Origin of the sequence: Wenyingzhuangia heitensis (genome assembly GCF_011762155.1) — a bacterium.
GTDB classification, from domain to species: Bacteria; Bacteroidota; Bacteroidia; order Flavobacteriales; family Flavobacteriaceae; genus Wenyingzhuangia; species Wenyingzhuangia heitensis.
On record NZ_JAASQL010000001.1, the window covers coordinates 1,954,251 to 1,972,401 of the forward strand.

At 30.4% G+C, this 18,151-nt stretch carries 23 protein-coding genes; 3 read left to right on the top strand and 20 right to left on the bottom strand.

Annotated features, from left to right (window positions below; translation table 11 throughout):
* Positions 1-331: 331 nt before the first annotated feature.
* From lipA to FHR24_RS08245, 5 genes are all read right to left on the bottom strand, one after another.
* Positions 332-1,252: a lipoyl synthase gene (lipA, locus tag FHR24_RS08225; protein ID WP_208412304.1), complete on the bottom strand. Its 921-nt coding sequence runs from the start codon at positions 1,250-1,252 to the stop codon at positions 332-334.
* 200 nt (positions 1,253-1,452) lie between these two features.
* Positions 1,453-1,818, bottom strand: coding sequence for a hypothetical protein (locus FHR24_RS08230; RefSeq protein ID WP_167186569.1), 366 nt, complete (start codon positions 1,816-1,818; stop codon positions 1,453-1,455).
* A gap of 80 nt (positions 1,819-1,898) precedes the next feature.
* A complete protein-coding gene (locus tag FHR24_RS08235) occupies positions 1,899-2,468 on the bottom strand; it encodes an RNA polymerase sigma factor (protein WP_167186572.1) in 570 nt (189 codons plus the stop codon).
* On the bottom strand, positions 2,465-3,580 hold the full coding sequence (locus tag FHR24_RS08240; protein ID WP_167186575.1) for a glycosyltransferase: 1,116 nt from the start codon (positions 3,578-3,580) through the stop codon (positions 2,465-2,467). Before FHR24_RS08240 ends, FHR24_RS08235 begins: the two co-directional genes overlap by 4 nt.
* A gap of 24 nt (positions 3,581-3,604) precedes the next feature.
* Positions 3,605-3,790, bottom strand: a complete 186-nt coding sequence (locus FHR24_RS08245) for a membrane or secreted protein (protein WP_167186579.1) — start codon at positions 3,788-3,790, stop codon at positions 3,605-3,607.
* A gap of 300 nt (positions 3,791-4,090) precedes the next feature.
* On the opposite strand from FHR24_RS08245, the gene proB reads away from it, so the two are divergent.
* Positions 4,091-4,873: a glutamate 5-kinase gene (proB, locus tag FHR24_RS08250; protein WP_167186582.1), complete on the top strand. Its 783-nt coding sequence runs from the start codon at positions 4,091-4,093 to the stop codon at positions 4,871-4,873.
* A 6-nt stretch (positions 4,874-4,879) separates the two neighbouring features.
* On the opposite strand, the gene murB is transcribed toward proB, so the two are convergent.
* The 9 genes from murB to uvrB all read right to left on the bottom strand — a co-directional run bounded on the left by murB (position 4,880) and on the right by uvrB (position 11,624).
* Positions 4,880-5,881 (bottom strand): UDP-N-acetylmuramate dehydrogenase, encoded by a 1,002-nt coding sequence (gene murB, locus FHR24_RS08255; protein WP_167186585.1) that lies wholly within the window; start codon positions 5,879-5,881, stop codon positions 4,880-4,882.
* 47 nt (positions 5,882-5,928) lie between these two features.
* The gene (locus FHR24_RS08260) at positions 5,929-6,705 is read right to left on the bottom strand and encodes a carbohydrate-binding family 9-like protein (protein ID WP_167186588.1); all 777 of its coding nucleotides are present in this window, start codon (positions 6,703-6,705) and stop codon (positions 5,929-5,931) included.
* Positions 6,706-6,717: 12 nt separating this feature from the next.
* Complete coding sequence (locus FHR24_RS08265) at positions 6,718-7,002, bottom strand: DUF3817 domain-containing protein (protein WP_167186591.1); 285 nt, start codon at positions 7,000-7,002, stop codon at positions 6,718-6,720.
* A gap of 81 nt (positions 7,003-7,083) precedes the next feature.
* Positions 7,084-7,530 carry a hypothetical protein gene (locus FHR24_RS08270; RefSeq protein WP_167186594.1) on the bottom strand — a complete coding sequence of 149 codons (447 nt, stop codon included), beginning with the start codon at positions 7,528-7,530 and terminating at the stop codon, positions 7,084-7,086.
* Positions 7,531-7,608: 78 nt separating this feature from the next.
* Complete coding sequence (locus FHR24_RS08275) at positions 7,609-7,962, bottom strand: hypothetical protein (protein ID WP_167186597.1); 354 nt, start codon at positions 7,960-7,962, stop codon at positions 7,609-7,611.
* A gap of 4 nt (positions 7,963-7,966) precedes the next feature.
* Positions 7,967-8,341, bottom strand: coding sequence for a DUF423 domain-containing protein (locus tag FHR24_RS08280; protein WP_167186599.1), 375 nt, complete (start codon positions 8,339-8,341; stop codon positions 7,967-7,969).
* Positions 8,341-8,898, bottom strand: a complete 558-nt coding sequence (locus FHR24_RS08285) for a DUF4494 domain-containing protein (RefSeq protein WP_167186602.1) — start codon at positions 8,896-8,898, stop codon at positions 8,341-8,343. Before FHR24_RS08285 ends, FHR24_RS08280 begins: the two co-directional genes overlap by 1 nt.
* Before the next feature lie 230 nt (positions 8,899-9,128).
* The gene (locus FHR24_RS08290) at positions 9,129-9,581 is read right to left on the bottom strand and encodes a GNAT family N-acetyltransferase (RefSeq protein ID WP_167186605.1); all 453 of its coding nucleotides are present in this window, start codon (positions 9,579-9,581) and stop codon (positions 9,129-9,131) included.
* A 57-nt stretch (positions 9,582-9,638) separates the two neighbouring features.
* The gene (uvrB, locus tag FHR24_RS08295; protein ID WP_167186608.1) at positions 9,639-11,624 is read right to left on the bottom strand and encodes an excinuclease ABC subunit UvrB; all 1,986 of its coding nucleotides are present in this window, start codon (positions 11,622-11,624) and stop codon (positions 9,639-9,641) included.
* A 115-nt stretch (positions 11,625-11,739) separates the two neighbouring features.
* Here uvrB and FHR24_RS08300 point away from each other — a divergent pair, with 115 nt between their 5' ends.
* The gene (locus tag FHR24_RS08300; protein ID WP_317166186.1) at positions 11,740-12,144 is read left to right on the top strand and encodes a MerC domain-containing protein; all 405 of its coding nucleotides are present in this window, start codon (positions 11,740-11,742) and stop codon (positions 12,142-12,144) included.
* A 47-nt stretch (positions 12,145-12,191) separates the two neighbouring features.
* Here the strand turns inward: FHR24_RS08300 and FHR24_RS08305 are convergent, their stop codons facing one another.
* Both FHR24_RS08305 and FHR24_RS08310 read right to left on the bottom strand, forming a co-directional pair.
* On the bottom strand, positions 12,192-12,440 hold the full coding sequence (locus FHR24_RS08305) for a hypothetical protein (RefSeq protein ID WP_167186611.1): 249 nt from the start codon (positions 12,438-12,440) through the stop codon (positions 12,192-12,194).
* An 89-nt stretch (positions 12,441-12,529) separates the two neighbouring features.
* Positions 12,530-12,805: a winged helix-turn-helix transcriptional regulator gene (locus FHR24_RS08310; RefSeq protein ID WP_208412318.1), complete on the bottom strand. Its 276-nt coding sequence runs from the start codon at positions 12,803-12,805 to the stop codon at positions 12,530-12,532.
* Positions 12,806-12,962: 157 nt separating this feature from the next.
* On the opposite strand from FHR24_RS08310, the gene FHR24_RS08315 reads away from it, so the two are divergent.
* Positions 12,963-13,481 (top strand): VOC family protein, encoded by a 519-nt coding sequence (locus tag FHR24_RS08315; RefSeq protein WP_167186617.1) that lies wholly within the window; start codon positions 12,963-12,965, stop codon positions 13,479-13,481.
* A gap of 62 nt (positions 13,482-13,543) precedes the next feature.
* On the opposite strand, the gene FHR24_RS08320 is transcribed toward FHR24_RS08315, so the two are convergent.
* The 4 genes from FHR24_RS08320 to FHR24_RS08335 form a co-directional block, all read right to left on the bottom strand.
* Positions 13,544-15,238, bottom strand: a complete 1,695-nt coding sequence (locus FHR24_RS08320) for an alkaline phosphatase D family protein (protein WP_167186621.1) — start codon at positions 15,236-15,238, stop codon at positions 13,544-13,546.
* A gap of 210 nt (positions 15,239-15,448) precedes the next feature.
* Positions 15,449-16,972, bottom strand: coding sequence for a Dabb family protein (locus tag FHR24_RS08325; protein ID WP_167186623.1), 1,524 nt, complete (start codon positions 16,970-16,972; stop codon positions 15,449-15,451).
* A gap of 13 nt (positions 16,973-16,985) precedes the next feature.
* Complete coding sequence (locus FHR24_RS08330; RefSeq protein ID WP_167186626.1) at positions 16,986-17,477, bottom strand: GlcG/HbpS family heme-binding protein; 492 nt, start codon at positions 17,475-17,477, stop codon at positions 16,986-16,988.
* Between the two features lie 87 nt (positions 17,478-17,564).
* The gene (locus tag FHR24_RS08335; RefSeq protein WP_167186629.1) at positions 17,565-18,146 is read right to left on the bottom strand and encodes a Crp/Fnr family transcriptional regulator; all 582 of its coding nucleotides are present in this window, start codon (positions 18,144-18,146) and stop codon (positions 17,565-17,567) included.
* Positions 18,147-18,151: the final 5 nt, after the last annotated feature.

An 18,151-nucleotide genomic window follows, 5' to 3' on the forward strand; every position in this document is an offset into this window, starting at 1 on the left:
TAGATACATATTAAATCAACATAAAACAACCTTCAGTTGGGGAACTGAAGGTTGTTTCAAACTAACTAAACTTAAACTATACTAAATTCGAAAAAATTATTTTTCTAACTAACTATAATAGTATTTACAAGTACTGTGCCAAAAACTATTGCTGAGTTTATAATTTTAAGAAAGTATTTATTTTAGATACATATTAAATCAACATAAAACAACCTTCAGTTGGGGAACTGAAGGTTGTTTCAAACTAACTAAACTTAAACTATACTAAATTCGAAAAAAAATATTTTTCTAACTAACTATAATAGTATTTACAAGTACTGTGCCAAAAGTATTAGTTAACGTGTTTTTTTGCATGATAAGAGGATCTAACAAGGGCAGAACTTTCTACATGTTTAAAACCTAGTTTTTTAGCGTATATTTCATACTCTTTAAACAACTCAGGAGTTATAAACTCTTTTACCGGCAAATGTTTTTTACTAGGTTGTAAGTATTGTCCTAAAGTAACAACGTCAACATTTGCATTGGCTAAATCTCTTAAGCTTTCAAAAACCTCTTCTTTAGTTTCTCCTAAGCCTAACATAATTCCTGATTTGGTTCTGCGTTGTCCTTGTTCTTTTAAATATCTTAAGACCTCTAAACTTCTGTCATATTGTGCTTGTATACGTACTTCCCTGGTTAAACGTCTTACCGTTTCTAAATTATGAGAAATTACTTCTGGGGCAGCTTTAATCAACCTGTCTATATTAGCTGTGTTTCCTTGAAAGTCTGGAATCAATGTTTCCATTGTTGTGTTTGGGTTAGCTCTACGTACAGCAGCAATTGTTTCTGCCCAAATAATAGAACCACCATCTTTTAAATCATCTCTATCTACAGAGGTTAACACGGCATGCTCAATTTTCATAATTTTAATAGATCGGGCAACCTTTTCAGGTTCATCCCATTCTACAGTTTCTGGTTTTCCTGTTTTTACACCGCAAAATCCACAAGAACGTGTACAAATGTTTCCTAAAATCATAAAAGTAGCAGTACCATCACCCCAACATTCTCCCATATTTGGGCAACTACCACTTGTACAAATTGTATTTAACTTGTACTTGTCTACTAAACCTCTTAGCTCGGTGTATTTTTTACCTACAGGTAATTTTACACGCAACCAATCTGGTTTTTTCTTTCCTACAGGAATTGTTCCAGGGTTTGTTGTATTTGTTTTGCTTGGTAATACAGATTTAAATGTGGATGTTTCCGTACTCATGTGCTTTCTTTTTAGACTAACAAAGATACAAAACGCAAGTGGATTGAATGAGTGGCTATTTAATTATTACGCAAAAAGTGTAGATACATACCAGATACTAAAACCTGTTAAAAATACAAGACCAATCCAAGAAAGTATTTTTGAACTTAATTTGGGTTGATGAGATTTAGGAGTGTGTTTACTCGTAATTAATTTATAGTTTAAAATAGCAAAAAAAGAGTGGTTAAAAAACCTATAACCGTTGCAATTTTAACTAAGGTTAACATTTGATTTGTAAAAAAAGAAATAATTAAAATGGTCCCTATTGTCAAAGAGGCTAGCCAGTAAGTGTATGTTTTTTTTAAAGATGTTTTACAGAGCAAGTTTATGGTAGTATCCATAGTTCTAGCAGATGCATCTAAAGCGGTTAGAGTAGCACTAAGCATAGTGGTAAAGGCGGCTATAGCAATAAATATAAAAGCAGATCCACCAATGTTTTTAGTATACATTTCTATTAATTGTTTGCTAAAAGCTAAAGCTCCGTTGTTAAAAACGGTTCCGCTATTAAACATAACAAGTACTCCCATTGCTAAAAAGCAAAGCCCTAAAAGAAGGGTGAAAAAGTAGCCAACATTAAAATCAAACAAAACAGACTTTAAATTGATCTTTATTTTTTAACATTTGGGTTGGTAATAATTTCAGCCAATAGTTTTTTTGCTCTTAATAATTTTACTTTAACGTTATTAATAGGTTCGCTAAGAGCCGTTGCAATTTCTTGATAAGACATTTCTTGAAAATATCTAAAATTTATAACCTGTTGGTATTTAGGTTTTAATTGTTTGATATTTCTTTTTAATTCCGCTAAATTTTGTTCTATAATAATTTTATCTTCAGGGGAAGGATTGTTATCAAACAATTGATAGACTTCTTTATTATTACTGCCTATAGATATGGTTGGATTCTTTTTTTTTCGAAATTCATCAATTAATAAATTTTTAGCAATGGTAAACAACCAGGTTTTAAAGCTAAAAGTGTCGTCGTAAGATTCTATTTTATCAAAAGCTTTAGAAAAAGTAATAATGGTAATGTCTTCAGCATCTATACTATCGTTACTAATTTTAGATTGTAAAAATAGATATACATCGTTCCAATATAAATTTAACAAGTAGTGGTATGCAGTTTGATCTCCTTTTTGAGCTGCTTTAATATGTGTAAAAAGAATGTCTTTAGAGGTCATGACCACTTTTTGGGTTTAGATAAAGAATTGCAACTAAAAATATAAATTTGAAATAATAATAACACAAAATCTAGAATAGGAATAAAAGCAAGTAATTTTTTTTCTTTTAGTTTGTGTGAAGCAATTCCAACAACAATATATTCACTTATCCATTTAAAAACAATTAAAGATCCAATAAAAATTTGATTTTTAGGGGTTTGAACATATAGTAGAGTAAATGGAAGTACACCCCAGAATAAGAATCTATTAAAAGCATATACCCCTAGTAGGTACTTGTGTTTTTTTTGGTAATAATCTACAGTACTTATGTGTCTTCTTTTTTGTGTGACTAATTGTTTAAATGTTGTTTTAGGATTAGAGGTCATATGACTTTGTTCTTCAAAACAAATTTCTGTATTTGTAGAATTGGCTATTTGATTGATGAGTAAATCATCATCACCAGACATAATTTTAACATACTGATTGTATCCTTTATTTTTAAGAAATACTTGTTTGCTATACATTAAATTTCTACCTACTCCCATATAAGGGCTCCCCATTTTTGCAAGAGAAAAGTATTGCAATGCTGTAATTACGGTTTCGTATCTAATTAATTTGTTTAAAAATTGGTTAGCAATGGTTTCATAAGGTCCGTAACCTAACACAATTTTAGTTTCTCCGTTAAAATGATTTGCCATTTCCTGAATCCAAAAATTACTTTTTGGCAAACAATCAGCATCTGTAAATAACAAACAATCATTAGTAGCGGCTTTAATACCTAATGTAAGTGCATATTTTTTGTTTCCGTAAAAATGATCAGATTCTTGGACAGTTACAATTTTTATGAAAGAATATTTTTCTGCAAATTCACTATATATATCTTCTGTTTCATCATAAGAACGATCGTTAATTAAAACAATTTCAAAGTCTGAATATTGCTGTTTTACTAATACAGGCAATAGTGTTTTTAAATTTTCGGCCTCATTTTTTGCACACACAATTACAGATATAGGAATTGTGTTTTTAGGAAGTTCTTTCTTTTTTGTAAAATTAAAAAAGTTAAAAACAACAAGATAAAAAATAAGATGTATTGTAATAATAACAATACATAGCACTAAAAGAAAAAAAGTCATATACAGGTAAAAAGTGAAGAAGTGTTATTTGTTTTCGCAGTCTTCGGGCATTTTACCACAAAAACCACAAGGCTCACCAGATTCGTTAAAATTGCTATTTTGACTAGCACAAGTACCAGAAAATTCTCCGTCTTTTTTACCCCATATTTTAATTGCAATTCCTGCAAAAGCTAACGCTAATAAACCTAATGAAATAAGAAATAGTTTCATATAAAAATATTTTTGGTAAAGATACATTTTTTAGAAACACAAGTAAAATATTAAGGTACTAAGTGCGTATCTATAATTGCTGTTTTTTAATAGTAGAAATAGTGCTAAAAAGGTTACAAAATAGATCCACTATTTTTTTTTGCATAAAATTAAGAACAACTAAGAATGGCCTTTTTTATTGTCTACTTTCGCTTAGATAAAATTGTTTTTAATCAACTTTTGTTAAGTTTTTAAGGAATGAAAGGTTTATAGCACAAGGTTTTTGTATTTTTGTGTAAAATTTAACAAAAATAAAATTTTATGTACGATCAATTAATAGTTGTAAAAGTAGGAACTAATGTAATGAAGAATAAAAACAATAGAATTGTTAGACCTGTTCTTCAAAACTTGGTGTCTCAAATTGCTGATTTATATGAACGTAATATTATGACCATTTTAGTTTCTTCGGGATCTGCAATTGCAGGTAAAGAAGTATTAGGGCCTTCTATTATTAAAGATCCATCTATCAGAAGACAAGTTTACTCTTCTATAGGTCAACCAAGAATGATGCGTTTGTATTATAATATTTTTCATGATTATGGAATTAATTGTGCTCAGGTATTGCCTACTAAAAGAGATTTTCAACCAGGGGTACACCGTGATAATATGGTAAACTGTTATAAAGGTTTGTTAGAAGAGGGAGTAATTCCTGTAGCAAACGAAGATGATACCGTTTCATTAACATCAACTATGTTTACAGACAACGATGAAATGGCAAGTTTAATTGCTGAATTGGTTGAGGCTGATAAATTGATTATTTTAACAGATATTGATGGGGTTTACACAGGGAATCCTAGTGATGAAGGAACTGAATTAATTGAAGAAGTAACCTCTACAGAAAACTTAGACCAATACATTCAGCCTAATAAAAAAGGTGAAGGTGAAGGTAGAGGAGGAATGAGATCTAAAATTAGTGTGGCTCAAAAATCAGCTAAAAACAACATTCCAACTTATATTGTAAATGGTAAAACAGAAAATATCATTTTAGATATTATAGATGATGAGTATGTTGGAACAAGAATTTCTAATGATTTAGAAAGATAATATTACTTAATAAACATTGACTTCAATTTCCAGAGGAATTTCAAATTCAGATTTGATTTTTCTCTGGATTTTTTTTGCAATTTCATATATTTCTTTACCTGTTGCATTTCCATAATTTACTAAGACCAAGGCTTGTTTACTATGTACTCCAGCTTTACCAAAACGTTTTCCTTTAAACCCTGCTTTTTCTATCAACCAACCTGCAGGAATTTTAATTGTTGTTTCTGAAACAGGATAGGACGGGATTTCTGGATGTTTCTTTTGTATTTCTGAAAATATACTTGTTGAAATTACGGGATTTTTAAAAAAACTACCACTATTACCAATTTCTTTAGGGTTAGGTAATTTACTGTTTCTAATAGCAATAATTGCATTGCTAATATCTTTAATAGTAGGAGTAGAGATATTTTTTAACTCTTCTTGAATAGCTCCGTAAGACGTATTTGTTAAATGGTTTTTTGTGGTTAATTTAAAAGTAACACTTGTAATAACATATTGCCCTTTAGCGGTGTTTTTAAAAATTGAATTACGATAGCCAAATTCACATTCACTATTGGTAAATGTCTCTGTTTTTAGTGTTTTGGTGTTTAAAACCTCAACACTAACAATTGTGTCTTTTACCTCAAAACCATAAGCTCCAATATTCTGAATAGGACAGGTACCAACATTTCCTGGAATTAAAGATAGGTTTTCTATACCTCCAAAATTTTGATCTATACACCAAAGCACAAACTCATGCCAATTCTCTCCAGCCATTGCTGTTACTTCTACATAGTTTTCTTTTTGATTATTAACAATAATACCTTGTAAATTTACATGTACTACAGTAGTATCAATATCTTTAGTTAGTAGCATATTACTACCACCACCCAATAAAAAATAGTCATTGTTATCTTGTAATACTTGTTTTAATTCTGATAATTTTTTAACAGAAATAAACTTTTTTGCTTTGGCATTTATACCAAAAGTATTATAATTTTTAAGAGAAAAGTTTGATGAATATTGCATTAAAAATAAGGTAAGAAATAGAATAATAAAGTAAAATAAAAAGAGTGTTATTTAACAAACTCTAACAAACCAAACATTTCTGGTTGATGAACATCTTTTTCTTTAATGTTGTCTACAGGAAAAATAGTAGATACAACTCTTCTTCCCACATTGTTGTCGTCTCTAATTTGTTTTAGTGCTAAAAAAGCCCATTGACTACCTAGTGCTACAGGATATTGAGTTGATACATTATTAAAAATACTATGTGGTATTGCCATCTCTAAAGTCCATCCTTCATCAATGTCGTTATTGTTGTTTAGTGTTCCTTTTATGGTTACCTCTAACTCAATATCAGGATTAAAAGTTCTAATAGCTGCATTTTTTCCTTGATGGAAATTGTTAACAAAAACTAAATCATTTACAGCTTTGTAAGGATTTATTTCAAAACAATAATGAATATTTTCTCCATTAGGAGCGGGTGTTAAAAATAATTCTATACAATCATCTAAGTAAGGAGCACCGTCTCTTTTTGTTTCTTTGGCATTGATGAATTTATCTTCTAGATCGTAATGGACATAAATATTTTCTTCATCCCATAACATTCTAAAAGTAGTCTTTTGCTCTTCTTCTTTGCCATTGGTTAAATAAAAATAATCAAAATTAGTAGCTGTTGCCTGTTTCCATGCTTCGTCATCTAATTTTCCGTCAACCGTAATTTTAGAAGTAGCTTTGTGTACTTTGTAAACGGGTCTGTCTTTTAAAGATAGATTTGATGTATAACTAGGTTTGGTTTTACAACTGATTGCAATTGTACTAACTATTAAGAATGATATAAATTTATTCATTAGATGTAGAAATTATTTTGTTTGTAAATATTTTTTATCTGCATAAAAAGTACCGAAAGGCAAAATAGAACAAACTAAAATAATAGCAAATTCTTTTGTGTTCCATTTCTGTTCACTTTTTAATAAAAAGGCAAATAAAACATAAGTAACAAATAACAAACCATGAGGCATTCCTAAGGTTCTTACTAAAATATCGTTGCCTGTTAAATGTTTTAAAGGAGTTCCTATTCCTAAAAGTAGTAAGTAAGAAATACCTTCTAACAAGGCTATAATTTTAAAGTTTTTTAAAGTAATCATAAAGTATATAGATTGATGCTTTAAAAGTACTATTAAAACTAAAAAACTCAATCAGAATGATTGAGTTTTTTAATGAATTATTTATGCATAGGAGTTAATGTTCTGTTTTTTCCAATATTGCATTAAGCCAAAAGAACTTATGACACAGGATGCAGTGGCTTCAATTGTCATAGAAAATACAATTTTAGGTAAATTTAAATGATTACCCCAGAAAGATGACTTTTGTAGCATAACTAGTAAAGAGTCGTCTATAAAACTAACATAGATAATCATAGAGATAATAGTAGCTACAATAGCAAATAATCCTGTAGAAAACCCTGTAAAGAGATTGTTTAGATAATTATTGTGATCTTGTTGTTGGATATTTGTTTTAATGGCAGTATTTATTCCCCATAAAACAAATAGGATGTTTAAAAAACGCAATTCTATAACGTGTGTCAATCCTATTAGTTTGATTAGAAAATAAAAACCTACGATGGCTGCATAAATTTTGGCAGCATTCTGAAAAATTATTTTTCTTGTGTTCATAATTTAAAGGTTCTTGTGTTGATTTCCTTTAAGTTACTGAAAAATAGTAGCTTTTAAAAGTTATTAGAGAAGAGATCTTTATTTAGATTTGTTCTTAAAGTTAGAAGGCATTAAATCTATATTTCTTTTTTCTGCTGCTTTAATTACAAAAGGGATAATAATACTGGCTCCTGGTAGTAGCACAAAAGGGATTCCAATTCCTGCTATTTTAAGCATATCAAAAGCATAAAATTTTATAAATTTTTCTTCTTCTTTGGTAATTTTACCTGTGGTTACATAGGCTTGTATAATCAGTCTGGTTTTTTTGGTGTCACTTGCACCTGTTTTTAAACCATTAAAAAAAATGTCTAATGCATGAGTTACCATTACACGATTTTTTTCTATGAAAAGTTTAAAAATTCGGTAGGATCTAGATGCTTTTTTTTCGTTCATGGGTTTATAGCAATGCCATTATAAAAAATAACCAAGCTAAAAGTAAACATAATCCTCCTAATGGAGTTAAGGGACCTATAAATTTAACAGGAAGTTTACGACTTTTTAAAATACAAATTCCATAAATGCTCCCAGAGAATAAAAACACACCTATAATAGTACATATAACAGCTAAATTGCTGGTTGTGTTGTTAAAAGGTAAGGAGATTTGTAACAAAATTAAAAATAAGGCATGATACATTTGGTATTTTACACCAATTTCAAAACTATCTAAAATTTCTTTAGACCATTTCTTTTTTAGTAAATGGCTACCAAATGCACCTAGTATAATTGCGCTAGCACCAAAGAGTCCTCCAAAAATAAAAGCTAAATTCTGCATTATTCTTCCTCTGAAGTCTCTTCTTCAGTTTCATCAACAAATTCATCTTGGTTATCTGCTTCATCTTCTTCTGTAATAGAAGCTTCTGTATAAACATTTTCTGTTTTAACAGGTTCCGCTATAGGCTCTTCCTCTCCATCAAAAAACGGAAAAATATCTATAATAGGAGATTCTGTAATACTTGGAATAGAGAAATCTGAAACAGAGTCTGCAAATTGCTCTAATAAATATTCGTACGCATCTTTTACATCATTAGCTTGTACCAAAACATATGTGTTTGTTCTACGCTCTAAACCTTTATCCTCGTCTAAAGTAACCAAAGAAACTTTACACTTAAACCAACGATCACCGTGTTCACTAGGGAAAATTTCGGAAAAATTAGCCACCTTAATATTGGTGATTTTAAAACCTTCAGAAAGGTATTTTCCCATTTCTTCTGTAGCACGTGCTTCTGCTTCTGTAAAAGTTAAAGCATCAAATAAATAAGGCTGATTGAATGTTTTAATTTTTTCGTTGTCGTCTATTTTGCTGTATTTAACTTTTACTTCGTACCACATATATTATAAAAATTTAGATGTCAAAAATAAGCAAACAATTGTAATTCGCTATAAAATTAGTAAGAAAGATTCATCATGCTTTTATATTCTAATGTATGGTAGGTACTATTTGTTTTTTTTAGGTATTTAACTTTAATATGATAAGGTTTCTCGTTGTGTTTATAGGTAGATTCTAGTACAAATTAAAGTATGTTGGGATCCCTGAAATTCAGTTGTTTTAGAGTGTTTTATTATATTCTTTTTTCAAAGCAAATACTGTTTTCAGCATTTATATATTCTCCAAAATTTGGAATTATTTTGTAATCGTTTTTTTTATAAAATTCAATAGCATATGGTTTTTCTTTGAGTGTTTCTAAAATACATTTTTCAAAATTCAATTCACTACTCCAGTTCTCTAATCCTTTCAGAATTATTGTTGCAATACCTTTCTTTCTGTAATTATTAGGAACATACATTCGTTTGATTTCCATTTTATTTTGAGAAAATTCTTTTATTCCTCCACAACCTATGGCATTTTTATGTTCATCATAAGCAACAATTACATGTTTTATTTTGTCAATATTATTTAATTTTCCATAAAATGACTTTTCCTCTTTATAATAGAATTTTAAATCAGCATCTAATTCTATAACTAAATTTTTAAAGTCTGGATTGTCAGAATTTGTTTTTTTGATCGTTATCAAATCGTTGTTTTAGGATTGTTTTTTTTATAATTGTAAATAACATTTTTGAAATGTTATTTACAATTTCGTTTTTAACAACTTAATTTCATCTCTAAATTGGGCAGCAGCCATAAAATCTAAATTTTTAGCGGCTTTTTCCATCGCTCTCTGTTTTTCTCTAATACGTTCTTCTATTACAGGTTTAGATAAGTAATCTAAATCTTCTTCGGCAGCTAAATTGTGCTGAATTTCCTCATAATTGGTTCCTTGGTTGTCTGTTAAATTATTACCAAAGTCTTTTTTAATTTGAGTAGGAGTAATTCCATTAGCTTCGTTATATGCAATTTGTTTTTCTCTTCTTCTAGCAGTTTCATCAATGGTTAATTGCATACTTTTTGTAATTTTATCACCATACAAAATAGCCATTCCGTTTACGTTTCTTGCTGCTCTACCTACGGTTTGAGTAATAGATCTGTGAGAACGTAAAAAACCTTCTTTGTCTGCATCAATAATTGCAACTAAAGAAACTTCGGGTAAATCCAATCCTTCACGTAACAGGTTTACTCCAATCAAAACATCAAACAAACCTTTACGCAAATCTTGCATAATTTCTACACGTTCCAAAGTATCTACATCGGAATGTATGTAACGACAACGAACCTGAATTCTAGTTAAATATTTAGCCAATTCTTCTGCCATACGTTTGGTTAAGGTAGTTACCAAAACTCGTTCATCTACTTCAATACGTTTGTGTATTTCCTCAATCAAATCATCAATTTGATTTTTACTAGGACGAACTTCTATAATAGGATCTAACAATCCGGTAGGTCGAATAACTTGTTCTACAACCACACCGTCAGATTTTTCTAATTCATAATCTGCAGGAGTTGCAGTTACATATATTACTTGATTTTGTATGGCTTCAAATTCTTCAAATTTTAACGGACGATTGTCCATAGCAGCAGGCAATCTAAATCCAAATTCTACTAAATTTTCTTTACGAGAACGGTCTCCGCCATACATGGCATGGGTTTGCGGAACGGTAACATGACTTTCATCAATCACCATTAAAAAATCTTCGGGAAAATAGTCTATCAAACAGAAAGGTCTTGTTCCGGGTTCACGACCATCTAAATATCTAGAGTAGTTTTCAATTCCGCTACAATATCCCAATTCACGAATCATTTCTAAATCAAACTCAGTACGTTCTTTTAAACGTTTCGCTTCTAAGTTTTTCCCAATTTCATTAAAATAATCGTGTTGTTTCATCAAATCGTCTTGAATTTGATGAATGGCTGTTTGTAAAACATCTGGAGAGGTTACAAATAAATTGGCAGGATATATGTCTAAATTGTCATAACGTTCTATAACTTGTTTGTTTTCTAAATCGTAAGATTCAATATCTTCAATCTCATCACCAAAAAAATGGATTCTATAGGCATATTCTCCATAAGAAGGAAAAATAGTAACGGTATCTCCTTTTACTTTAAAGTTACCACTTTTCATATCGGCCTCTGTACGGGCATACAGACTTTGTACCAACATGTGTAAAAATTTGGTTCTGCTAAGTGTTTGATCTACTTGTATGTTGATTACATTTTTTTTGAATTCTACTGGATTTCCTATTCCATACAGACAAGAAACAGAAGCTACCACCAAAACATCTTTTCTACCAGAAAGTAGGGCAGATGAAGTACTAATACGCAAACGTTCAATTTCTTCGTTAATAGATAAATCTTTTTCTATATATACTCCAGTACTTGGAATAAAAGCTTCGGGTTGATAATAGTCGTAATAAGACACAAAATATTCTACAGCATTGTCTGGAAAAAAATTCTTAAACTCAGAATACAATTGTGCTGCTAAGGTTTTATTATGTGCCAAGACTAACGTGGGTCTTTTTACTTGTTCTATAACATTGGCAACGGTAAATGTTTTACCAGACCCTGTAACTCCTAATAGGGTTTGATATTTATCTCCATTGTTAACACCTGCTACCAATTCTTTAATAGCAGTAGGTTGATCACCCGTAGGTTGGTATTTAGAAACGACTTTAAAATCCATTTGGTAAAATTATGGAATGTATTTTATAGCATTGTAATTTATTTAAAATAATTAAATGCATCAATGTTGCATTTAAGTGTTTTATTTATCTATATTCGCACCGAAATTAGAATAGATGATGATATTAACAAAAGAAAAATCGGATACTTTAGGGGCATTGGCCAGTAGCTTATGTTTAATACACTGTGTAGCTACTCCTTTTCTTTTTATTGCTCAAACTTGTGCTACAACTTGTAATGGGGCAGTACCACATTGGTGGAGTTTTATTGATTATATATTTTTAGTTATTTCTTTTTTTGCGGTTTATAAATCGACACAAGAAACCTCTATTTCTTTTATAAAACCTTTGCTATGGTTTAGCTGGTTTGTATTATTTTTAATAATTGCAAATGAAAAATTAGAGTTAATTATTTTAAACGAAGCAACTATTTATATTCCTGCATTAGCCTTAATAGGATTGCATTTATACAATAAAAAATATTGTAAATGTAATGTTACTAAGTGTTGTACAAATTCATAACAACGATTAAAATTAATTAATAGAATTTTATGAAATAGTTTTTAAGACTAGCCAAAAATCCTGTTAAGCATTTGTTTGTTCGCATTTTTAATACTCCAGTCACAAGAGGGGTAGTTAATTTCTAAACAAACTCCCTTGTCGTTCATATCTTCAATTAAATTTTTGTCTTTACGATTTAACAAACTATTTATTTTTAATAATTTTTGAGTTAAAATAGAGCGTTTGTTTTGTAATACTCTGTGGATCATTACACTTCTGTCATTAGATTTTATTACTACGTTTTTAATGTATTTCATGTGAATATTGTTTTATAAGTTCCTTATTAAAATACAAAAAACAAATAGTGTAATCCAAATATAATCAAGTCTTTAAGTGTTGATATCAATCAACTTTTACAATCTTCTATTCCCCAAGTATCTAAACTTTTTAAAATAGACTCTAGAGATTTTCCTCTTTTGGTCAATTCATACTCAACTTTTGGAGGGACTACCGGAAATACTTTTCTAGAAATAAGCTTGTCTTTTTCTAACTCTCTTACAGTTTGAGTAAACATTTTATTGGAGATTCCAAGGATTTTCTTTTGTAAAACTCCCGAGCGTAAGTTACCTTCTAGTAAATGAAATAAAATCAATGGTTTCCATTTTGTACCTATCAAATTCATAGTGTAATGCAAAGGACAGCTAATTTCTTTTTCCAAATTTTAAGTTTTAGATTGTTGATAATCATTAATTTACCCATTTAGGTAACTATGCAACTTTTAAGTAAGTTATTGTAGTAGAATCAAATATAAAGTAATTTTACAGTCTAAATTGTAAGTTATGACAGCAAATAAAAATTATCCTAAAGCATTTTCTCATATTGGTTTAACTGTACCTAATATAAAAGAAGCTGTTAAATTCTATTCAGAAGTAATGGGTTGGTATATAATTATGGAACCATCAACCGTAAAGAAAGAAAAAGAAACAGCTATTGGTCAAATGTGTATTGATGTTTTTGGAAATGATTGGACAGAGTTTGAAATTGCACATTTGGCAACTTCAGATGGAATAGGAGTGGAGTTGTTCTGTTTTCCTAACGGAGTAAAAGAAGCACCAGAATTTAATCCTTTTAACACAGGTCTCTTTCATTTTTGTATACAAGATCCAAATATTGAAGAATTGGTAGAGAAAATTGTTTCCTACGGAGGAAAACAAAGAATGCCTATAAGAGAATATTATCCTAAAGACAAACCTTTTAGAATGTGTTATGTAGAAGATCCGTTTGGGATTGTTTTTGAAGTTTATACGCATAGTTATGAATTGACCTATTCTTCGGGAGCGTATCAGCACAACAATTAATTATCTAAAAAAAAAAGAGAAGCTAATGTTAGCTTCTCTTTTTTAGTTGGTTGTAAATTCTCTTATGAAAACGTAACTGTGTGTGCTGTTTCTGTAGTGTAAGAAGAGGATAAAAGAGTGTCTACATAAATCCATTCAGAGGTTACTTCTGTATTGGTAAATGTAGTCATCACAAAACCTCTTTTAGAAGAGTTAAAGTATGTTAAATCATCAATTAAAGTTGTCAGAGCACCTTCAAAAGCAGTTAAGGTTTCTGCACTAGGATTTCCTCCTAAATATTCTTCAAAACCAGGAGAGCTAATACTTGCAGTGGCAATTTCTATACCCACTTCGGTTTTGTCTTGTTTAACCAATTTACTGCTCCATCCGTTGTGAGTGTCTCCAGCAAGGGTAACTATTTTTTTACTACCCAAAGTATTGTAAATAAGTTCTCGCTCTGCATAATAACCATCCCAAGCATCTAAATTATAAGGTAGTATTGAATTGATTCTTGTTAATTCTTCTGTAGTTAACGTTGGATCATTTTGTTGTAATCTTACTTTTAACGTAACCAATTCAGCTAAAATATCATTAAAATCAGCAGTTCCAAAAGCCATTAACAAATCTGCCGGAATGTTCATTTTTCCCATTAAAACTTGTTGTCCTAATACTTGCCATTTGTTTGTGTTAGCGCTTAATTGATTGAACAACCAATCACGTTGTGTAGTTCCCAATAATGTTCTGTTACTATCTGTAACTGCTGCTTCAAAAGCTGTCCCGTCTAATCCTGTAGCAGTAAAATAATCAGCAATATTTAATTGTTTGTCACGTCCAATAACACGAGTGTCTAACATAATTAGGTTGACCAAATTACCAATGTTAAAAGTTCTGTAGATTAAACTCTCGTTGTCTGCTTCTAATTTGGTAAAAGGCAAATATTCACTGTAGGCTTTTAAAGCTGCGTTTTTTCTAGTTTCAAAAGGCCCTTCACTAGCCGAATGATTTTCAGCTCCATCTTTGTAAGTATCGTTTGCTACTTCATGATCATCCCAAACACAAATAAAAGGTTTTTTTTGATGAGCCAATTGCAAGTCAGCATCTGTTTTGTATTGTTTATAGCGAGTTCTATAATCTTCTAAAGAAACAATTTCGTGTTCTGGTTCGTGAAAACGATTTAAAAAAGCATTCTCATCATTAGCTCCATAACCACCTGCTTGGTATTCATAAAAATAATCTCCTAAATGTACAATAATATCAGCTTCTGATTTTGCCATGGCATTGTATACGTTAAACAAACCTGCCTGGTAGTTTGAGCAAGAACAAACAGCTAATTTTATACTACTTGCATTTTCTGGTAACGTAATGGTTTCTCCAACAACAGATATTTGTTGGTCTTCTTCATTTATAAAACGATAATAAAGTTTTAATCCTTCAGTAAGTTCTGTCAATTCAATAGCAAGAGTGTTGTCTCTTTCTGCATCTGTAACAATAGCACCATTTCTAATAATATCATTAAATTGAGAGTCTGTAGCAACTTCCCATAAAATTTCTTTGTTAGCTTGGCTGTATCTTGTCCAAATAATCACTTTTGATGATGTAGGATCAAAACTACCTACACCGTGTTGAAAGTTGTTATTGGTAAAGTTGCTGGTATCAATTGTATTATTGGTCAAATCATCATCACTACAACTAATAAAGTTGGGAGCTAGAATAATACCTCCTGTAGCCATTAACGCATTCTGAATAAACTGTCTTCTACTTTTGTTTGGGGTTGCCATAAAATTTTAGTTTGATTTTTTACGAAGATGAGACAATAGCTAAAAGTAGAGGTTAGTAGATTCTTATGATTATATTACGTGATGAAGTTAAATGTTAATAAAAAGAGCGATTGATTTTAAGTTGTTTACAAAAAAAAACCAGGATTTCCGATAAAATCAGAAATCCTGGTTAACATTTGTTTTTGCTAAAGGGTAGGTTGTGTAAATAAGTTATTCAGTCCAATAATCTATTACAAAAACATCAGCCAATAAAGGTCCTACAATGTTAACTAATTTTAAATGTTCAGGATGGAACAAATAAATCTCTCTTGCATTGTCATCTTTAAAAGTGATGCTGTAAGAATGAGTAAAACCTTTGCTGTGTCCTTCGGTACTATCATTCAAACCACCTTCCATATGGGTTACTGATGGAACTTTGGTTGCCAAGCCTTCAAAAACAGCAATGGCATGATCTATTTTTTCTTGTGGAGTTCCTTCTTTAAACTTTAGGTTCACCAAATGTTTTAATACTTTTCCTTCTCTTTCTTTTTTCTTAGGTGCTACTTGGTAGCTTGCCATTTTTTGGAAACCCCATTGTTGAGAACCTGCTACAAGAAAGTTTTTGTTGTCAATGTTTAAGGCTTCTAATCCGTAGTAAATAGAGAATCCTGTTTCTAAATAGTTTACAGGAGTTAAGATTCCGTTTTTATTTAGTTTGCATAACTGAATACTAGCATCGTCTCTAGTTCCAACAGCAATAATAGCTTCGTTTTCGTTTGCTGATACAATTTCAATTCTTGTTTGTCCAGATAACTTTGTGTTTTCATCATCTTTTAAAATAGAGTGGGGAACTAACTTACCTCTTTTACTAACTTTAAAAACACTTACAGCATCACCATGGTATACAAAATCAGGTCTTTTGATAAAGCTTTTGTTGGTGTAGTATTTATGATGCCTGTGACCTACAATTACATAATGATCATCTCCAAAAGTAACTCCTGTTACGGGATATGCCCCTGTTAGATATCTATCCGTTGTATTGTCATCAATATTGTTGATGTTTTTAAAAGTTCCATTTTCATAGACTCTAAAACTGCTGATACCATTGTCTTGAAAACCACCCGTAAATAAAAAGGTTTTTCCTTTTATTTTGTGTGTAAACATTCCAATAACCCCATCGGTATGAATTTTTTCGTCATCCTTCATAGATTGTACATGCGTTAATTTTCCGTCATTATGAATTTTAAAACAAGTTAACCCAGGAGTGTCTTCCAATCCTCCTACAAATAAATAAGAAGCTTTTTTCATGTGAACAACTTCTATGGTAATTACGGTTCCTAAATGTGTTTCATCTGTATCTTCTATTAAAAATACACGTTCTAAAGATCCGTTGTCTAATATTTTAAAAACCTCTACAGCATTTCCGTATTTGTTACCTACAAATAAAAAATCGGTTCCGTTAATGTTATCGGCAACCAAACCTCTACCAGGTCCTTTTTTCTTGTACAATTCATGCGTGCTTACAGCGGTTAGTAAACCAGATTTGTCTACACTAAAAACATCAATATTTCCTGCTCCACCAGTGTATACATAATTAGTTCCGTTTTTTTGATAGCTAGTAACACTCACTGTATTTTTAGCATTAACACCTTTAAAGTCTTTTCTGTACAGTGTTAGATCGTTAGTAGTTTGTGACAAACAAATTTGAGACAAACACAAAACAGCAATAAAAAGGTAATTCTTTATAAAATTCATAATTTATATTTTTTTAACGATTTTTAGTAATAGATTTTGCGGCTGCAATGGCAATTGCTCTGTCTTGTTTTATGGTTCCGCCACTCACTCCTACAGCTCCTATAATATTACCATTTTTATCTTTTACAGGCACACCTCCAGGAAAAGTAATCAATCCTCCGTTAGAATGCTCAATATTATAAATAATTCCTCCAGGTTGTGTTAGTTCTCCTAATTTACCTGTATCTATATTAAAATATCTAGCAGTTTCTGCTTTTTTTATGGCAACATCTATACTTCCTAAATAAGATTTGTCCATTCTTACAAAAGCCACCAAATTAGCTCCAGAATCTACCACTGCAATATTAACCAAAGCCTCTAACTCTACTGCTTTTTGTTTGGCAATTGTAATTGCGTTTTCGGCTTCTTTTAATATTAGTTCACTAGAGGTTTGTGCGTTTGTAATGGCAAATGATAATACGGTAAAAAGTAACAAAAAATACTTTGTTTTGTAAGGTGATAACATAGTTGATATGGATTTGTAAAATTGAAATACAAATTTTAGAAACCCAAAAGGAAAAATAGTTGAACTTGTTCAACTATTTGTAAATAATTATTGGTCTGCTGGTTGTTTTTTTAGTTTGCTAAGAAATTCATGTGTAATTCCTACATAACTGGCAATTTGCTTGTCTGTTAGTTTTAAAGAAATATCTGGATAGGTTTTTAAAAAATAATGATAACGTTCTTTGGCTGTGTAACAATGATTTCTAATCAAACGTCTTTGCCAAGCCACCAATGCTTTTTGAGACATAATTCTAAATAACTTTTCTACTACGGGTAAAGATTGGTACAAAGCAAGTTTATCAGATTTATCTATCATTAAAATTTTGCTATCTTCTAAAGCTTGTATGTTTATGCTAGAAGGAGTTTTATTTAAAAAACTATCAACATCCATTAACCACCAGTCTTTTACAGCAAAATAGAGCGTAATTTCATTTCCTTTGTTATCAATCGTAAAAAGTCTAAAACAACCTTCTAATACAAAACCTTCAAACTTACAAATTTCTCCTTGCGATAATAAAATCTCTTTTTTAGGAATGATTTTAGGATGAAAGTGTTTGCAAAAAGTATCCAATTCAGATTTAGAAAATTGAACGTTTTTTAGAATATTTTGTTTTAGTAAGTCGTATATCATCAGGA

What these genes read in the sequence shown, in the direction of transcription:
- FHR24_RS08245 (WP_167186579.1), bottom strand. Translation starts at nt 3,790, where the DNA reads ATGAAACTATTTCTTATTTCATTAGGTTTATTAGCGTTAGCTTTTGCA.
- FHR24_RS08240 (WP_167186575.1), bottom strand. Translation starts at nt 3,580, where the DNA reads ATGACTTTTTTTCTTTTAGTGCTATGTATTGTTATTATTACAATACAT.
- FHR24_RS08325 (WP_167186623.1), bottom strand. Translation starts at nt 16,972, where the DNA reads ATGAATTTTATAAAGAATTACCTTTTTATTGCTGTTTTGTGTTTGTCT.
- FHR24_RS08270 (WP_167186594.1), bottom strand. Translation starts at nt 7,530, where the DNA reads ATGAACACAAGAAAAATAATTTTTCAGAATGCTGCCAAAATTTATGCA.
- FHR24_RS08275 (WP_167186597.1), bottom strand. Translation starts at nt 7,962, where the DNA reads ATGAACGAAAAAAAAGCATCTAGATCCTACCGAATTTTTAAACTTTTC.
- FHR24_RS08315 (WP_167186617.1), top strand. Translation starts at nt 12,963, where the DNA reads ATGACAGCAAATAAAAATTATCCTAAAGCATTTTCTCATATTGGTTTA.
- uvrB (WP_167186608.1), bottom strand. Translation starts at nt 11,624, where the DNA reads ATGGATTTTAAAGTCGTTTCTAAATACCAACCTACGGGTGATCAACCT.
- lipA (WP_208412304.1), bottom strand. Translation starts at nt 1,252, where the DNA reads ATGAGTACGGAAACATCCACATTTAAATCTGTATTACCAAGCAAAACA.
- murB (WP_167186585.1), bottom strand. Translation starts at nt 5,881, where the DNA reads ATGCAATATTCATCAAACTTTTCTCTTAAAAATTATAATACTTTTGGT.
- FHR24_RS08230 (WP_167186569.1), bottom strand. Translation starts at nt 1,818, where the DNA reads ATGGGAGTACTTGTTATGTTTAATAGCGGAACCGTTTTTAACAACGGA.
- FHR24_RS08335 (WP_167186629.1), bottom strand. Translation starts at nt 18,146, where the DNA reads ATGATATACGACTTACTAAAACAAAATATTCTAAAAAACGTTCAATTT.
- FHR24_RS08330 (WP_167186626.1), bottom strand. Translation starts at nt 17,477, where the DNA reads ATGTTATCACCTTACAAAACAAAGTATTTTTTGTTACTTTTTACCGTA.
- FHR24_RS08235 (WP_167186572.1), bottom strand. Translation starts at nt 2,468, where the DNA reads ATGACCTCTAAAGACATTCTTTTTACACATATTAAAGCAGCTCAAAAA.
- FHR24_RS08260 (WP_167186588.1), bottom strand. Translation starts at nt 6,705, where the DNA reads ATGAATAAATTTATATCATTCTTAATAGTTAGTACAATTGCAATCAGT.
- FHR24_RS08320 (WP_167186621.1), bottom strand. Translation starts at nt 15,238, where the DNA reads ATGGCAACCCCAAACAAAAGTAGAAGACAGTTTATTCAGAATGCGTTA.
- FHR24_RS08310 (WP_208412318.1), bottom strand. Translation starts at nt 12,805, where the DNA reads ATGAATTTGATAGGTACAAAATGGAAACCATTGATTTTATTTCATTTA.
- FHR24_RS08285 (WP_167186602.1), bottom strand. Translation starts at nt 8,898, where the DNA reads ATGTGGTACGAAGTAAAAGTTAAATACAGCAAAATAGACGACAACGAA.
- proB (WP_167186582.1), top strand. Translation starts at nt 4,091, where the DNA reads ATGTACGATCAATTAATAGTTGTAAAAGTAGGAACTAATGTAATGAAG.
- FHR24_RS08305 (WP_167186611.1), bottom strand. Translation starts at nt 12,440, where the DNA reads ATGAAATACATTAAAAACGTAGTAATAAAATCTAATGACAGAAGTGTA.
- FHR24_RS08280 (WP_167186599.1), bottom strand. Translation starts at nt 8,341, where the DNA reads ATGCAGAATTTAGCTTTTATTTTTGGAGGACTCTTTGGTGCTAGCGCA.
- FHR24_RS08265 (WP_167186591.1), bottom strand. Translation starts at nt 7,002, where the DNA reads ATGATTACTTTAAAAAACTTTAAAATTATAGCCTTGTTAGAAGGTATT.
- FHR24_RS08300 (WP_317166186.1), top strand. Translation starts at nt 11,740, where the DNA reads ATGATGATATTAACAAAAGAAAAATCGGATACTTTAGGGGCATTGGCC.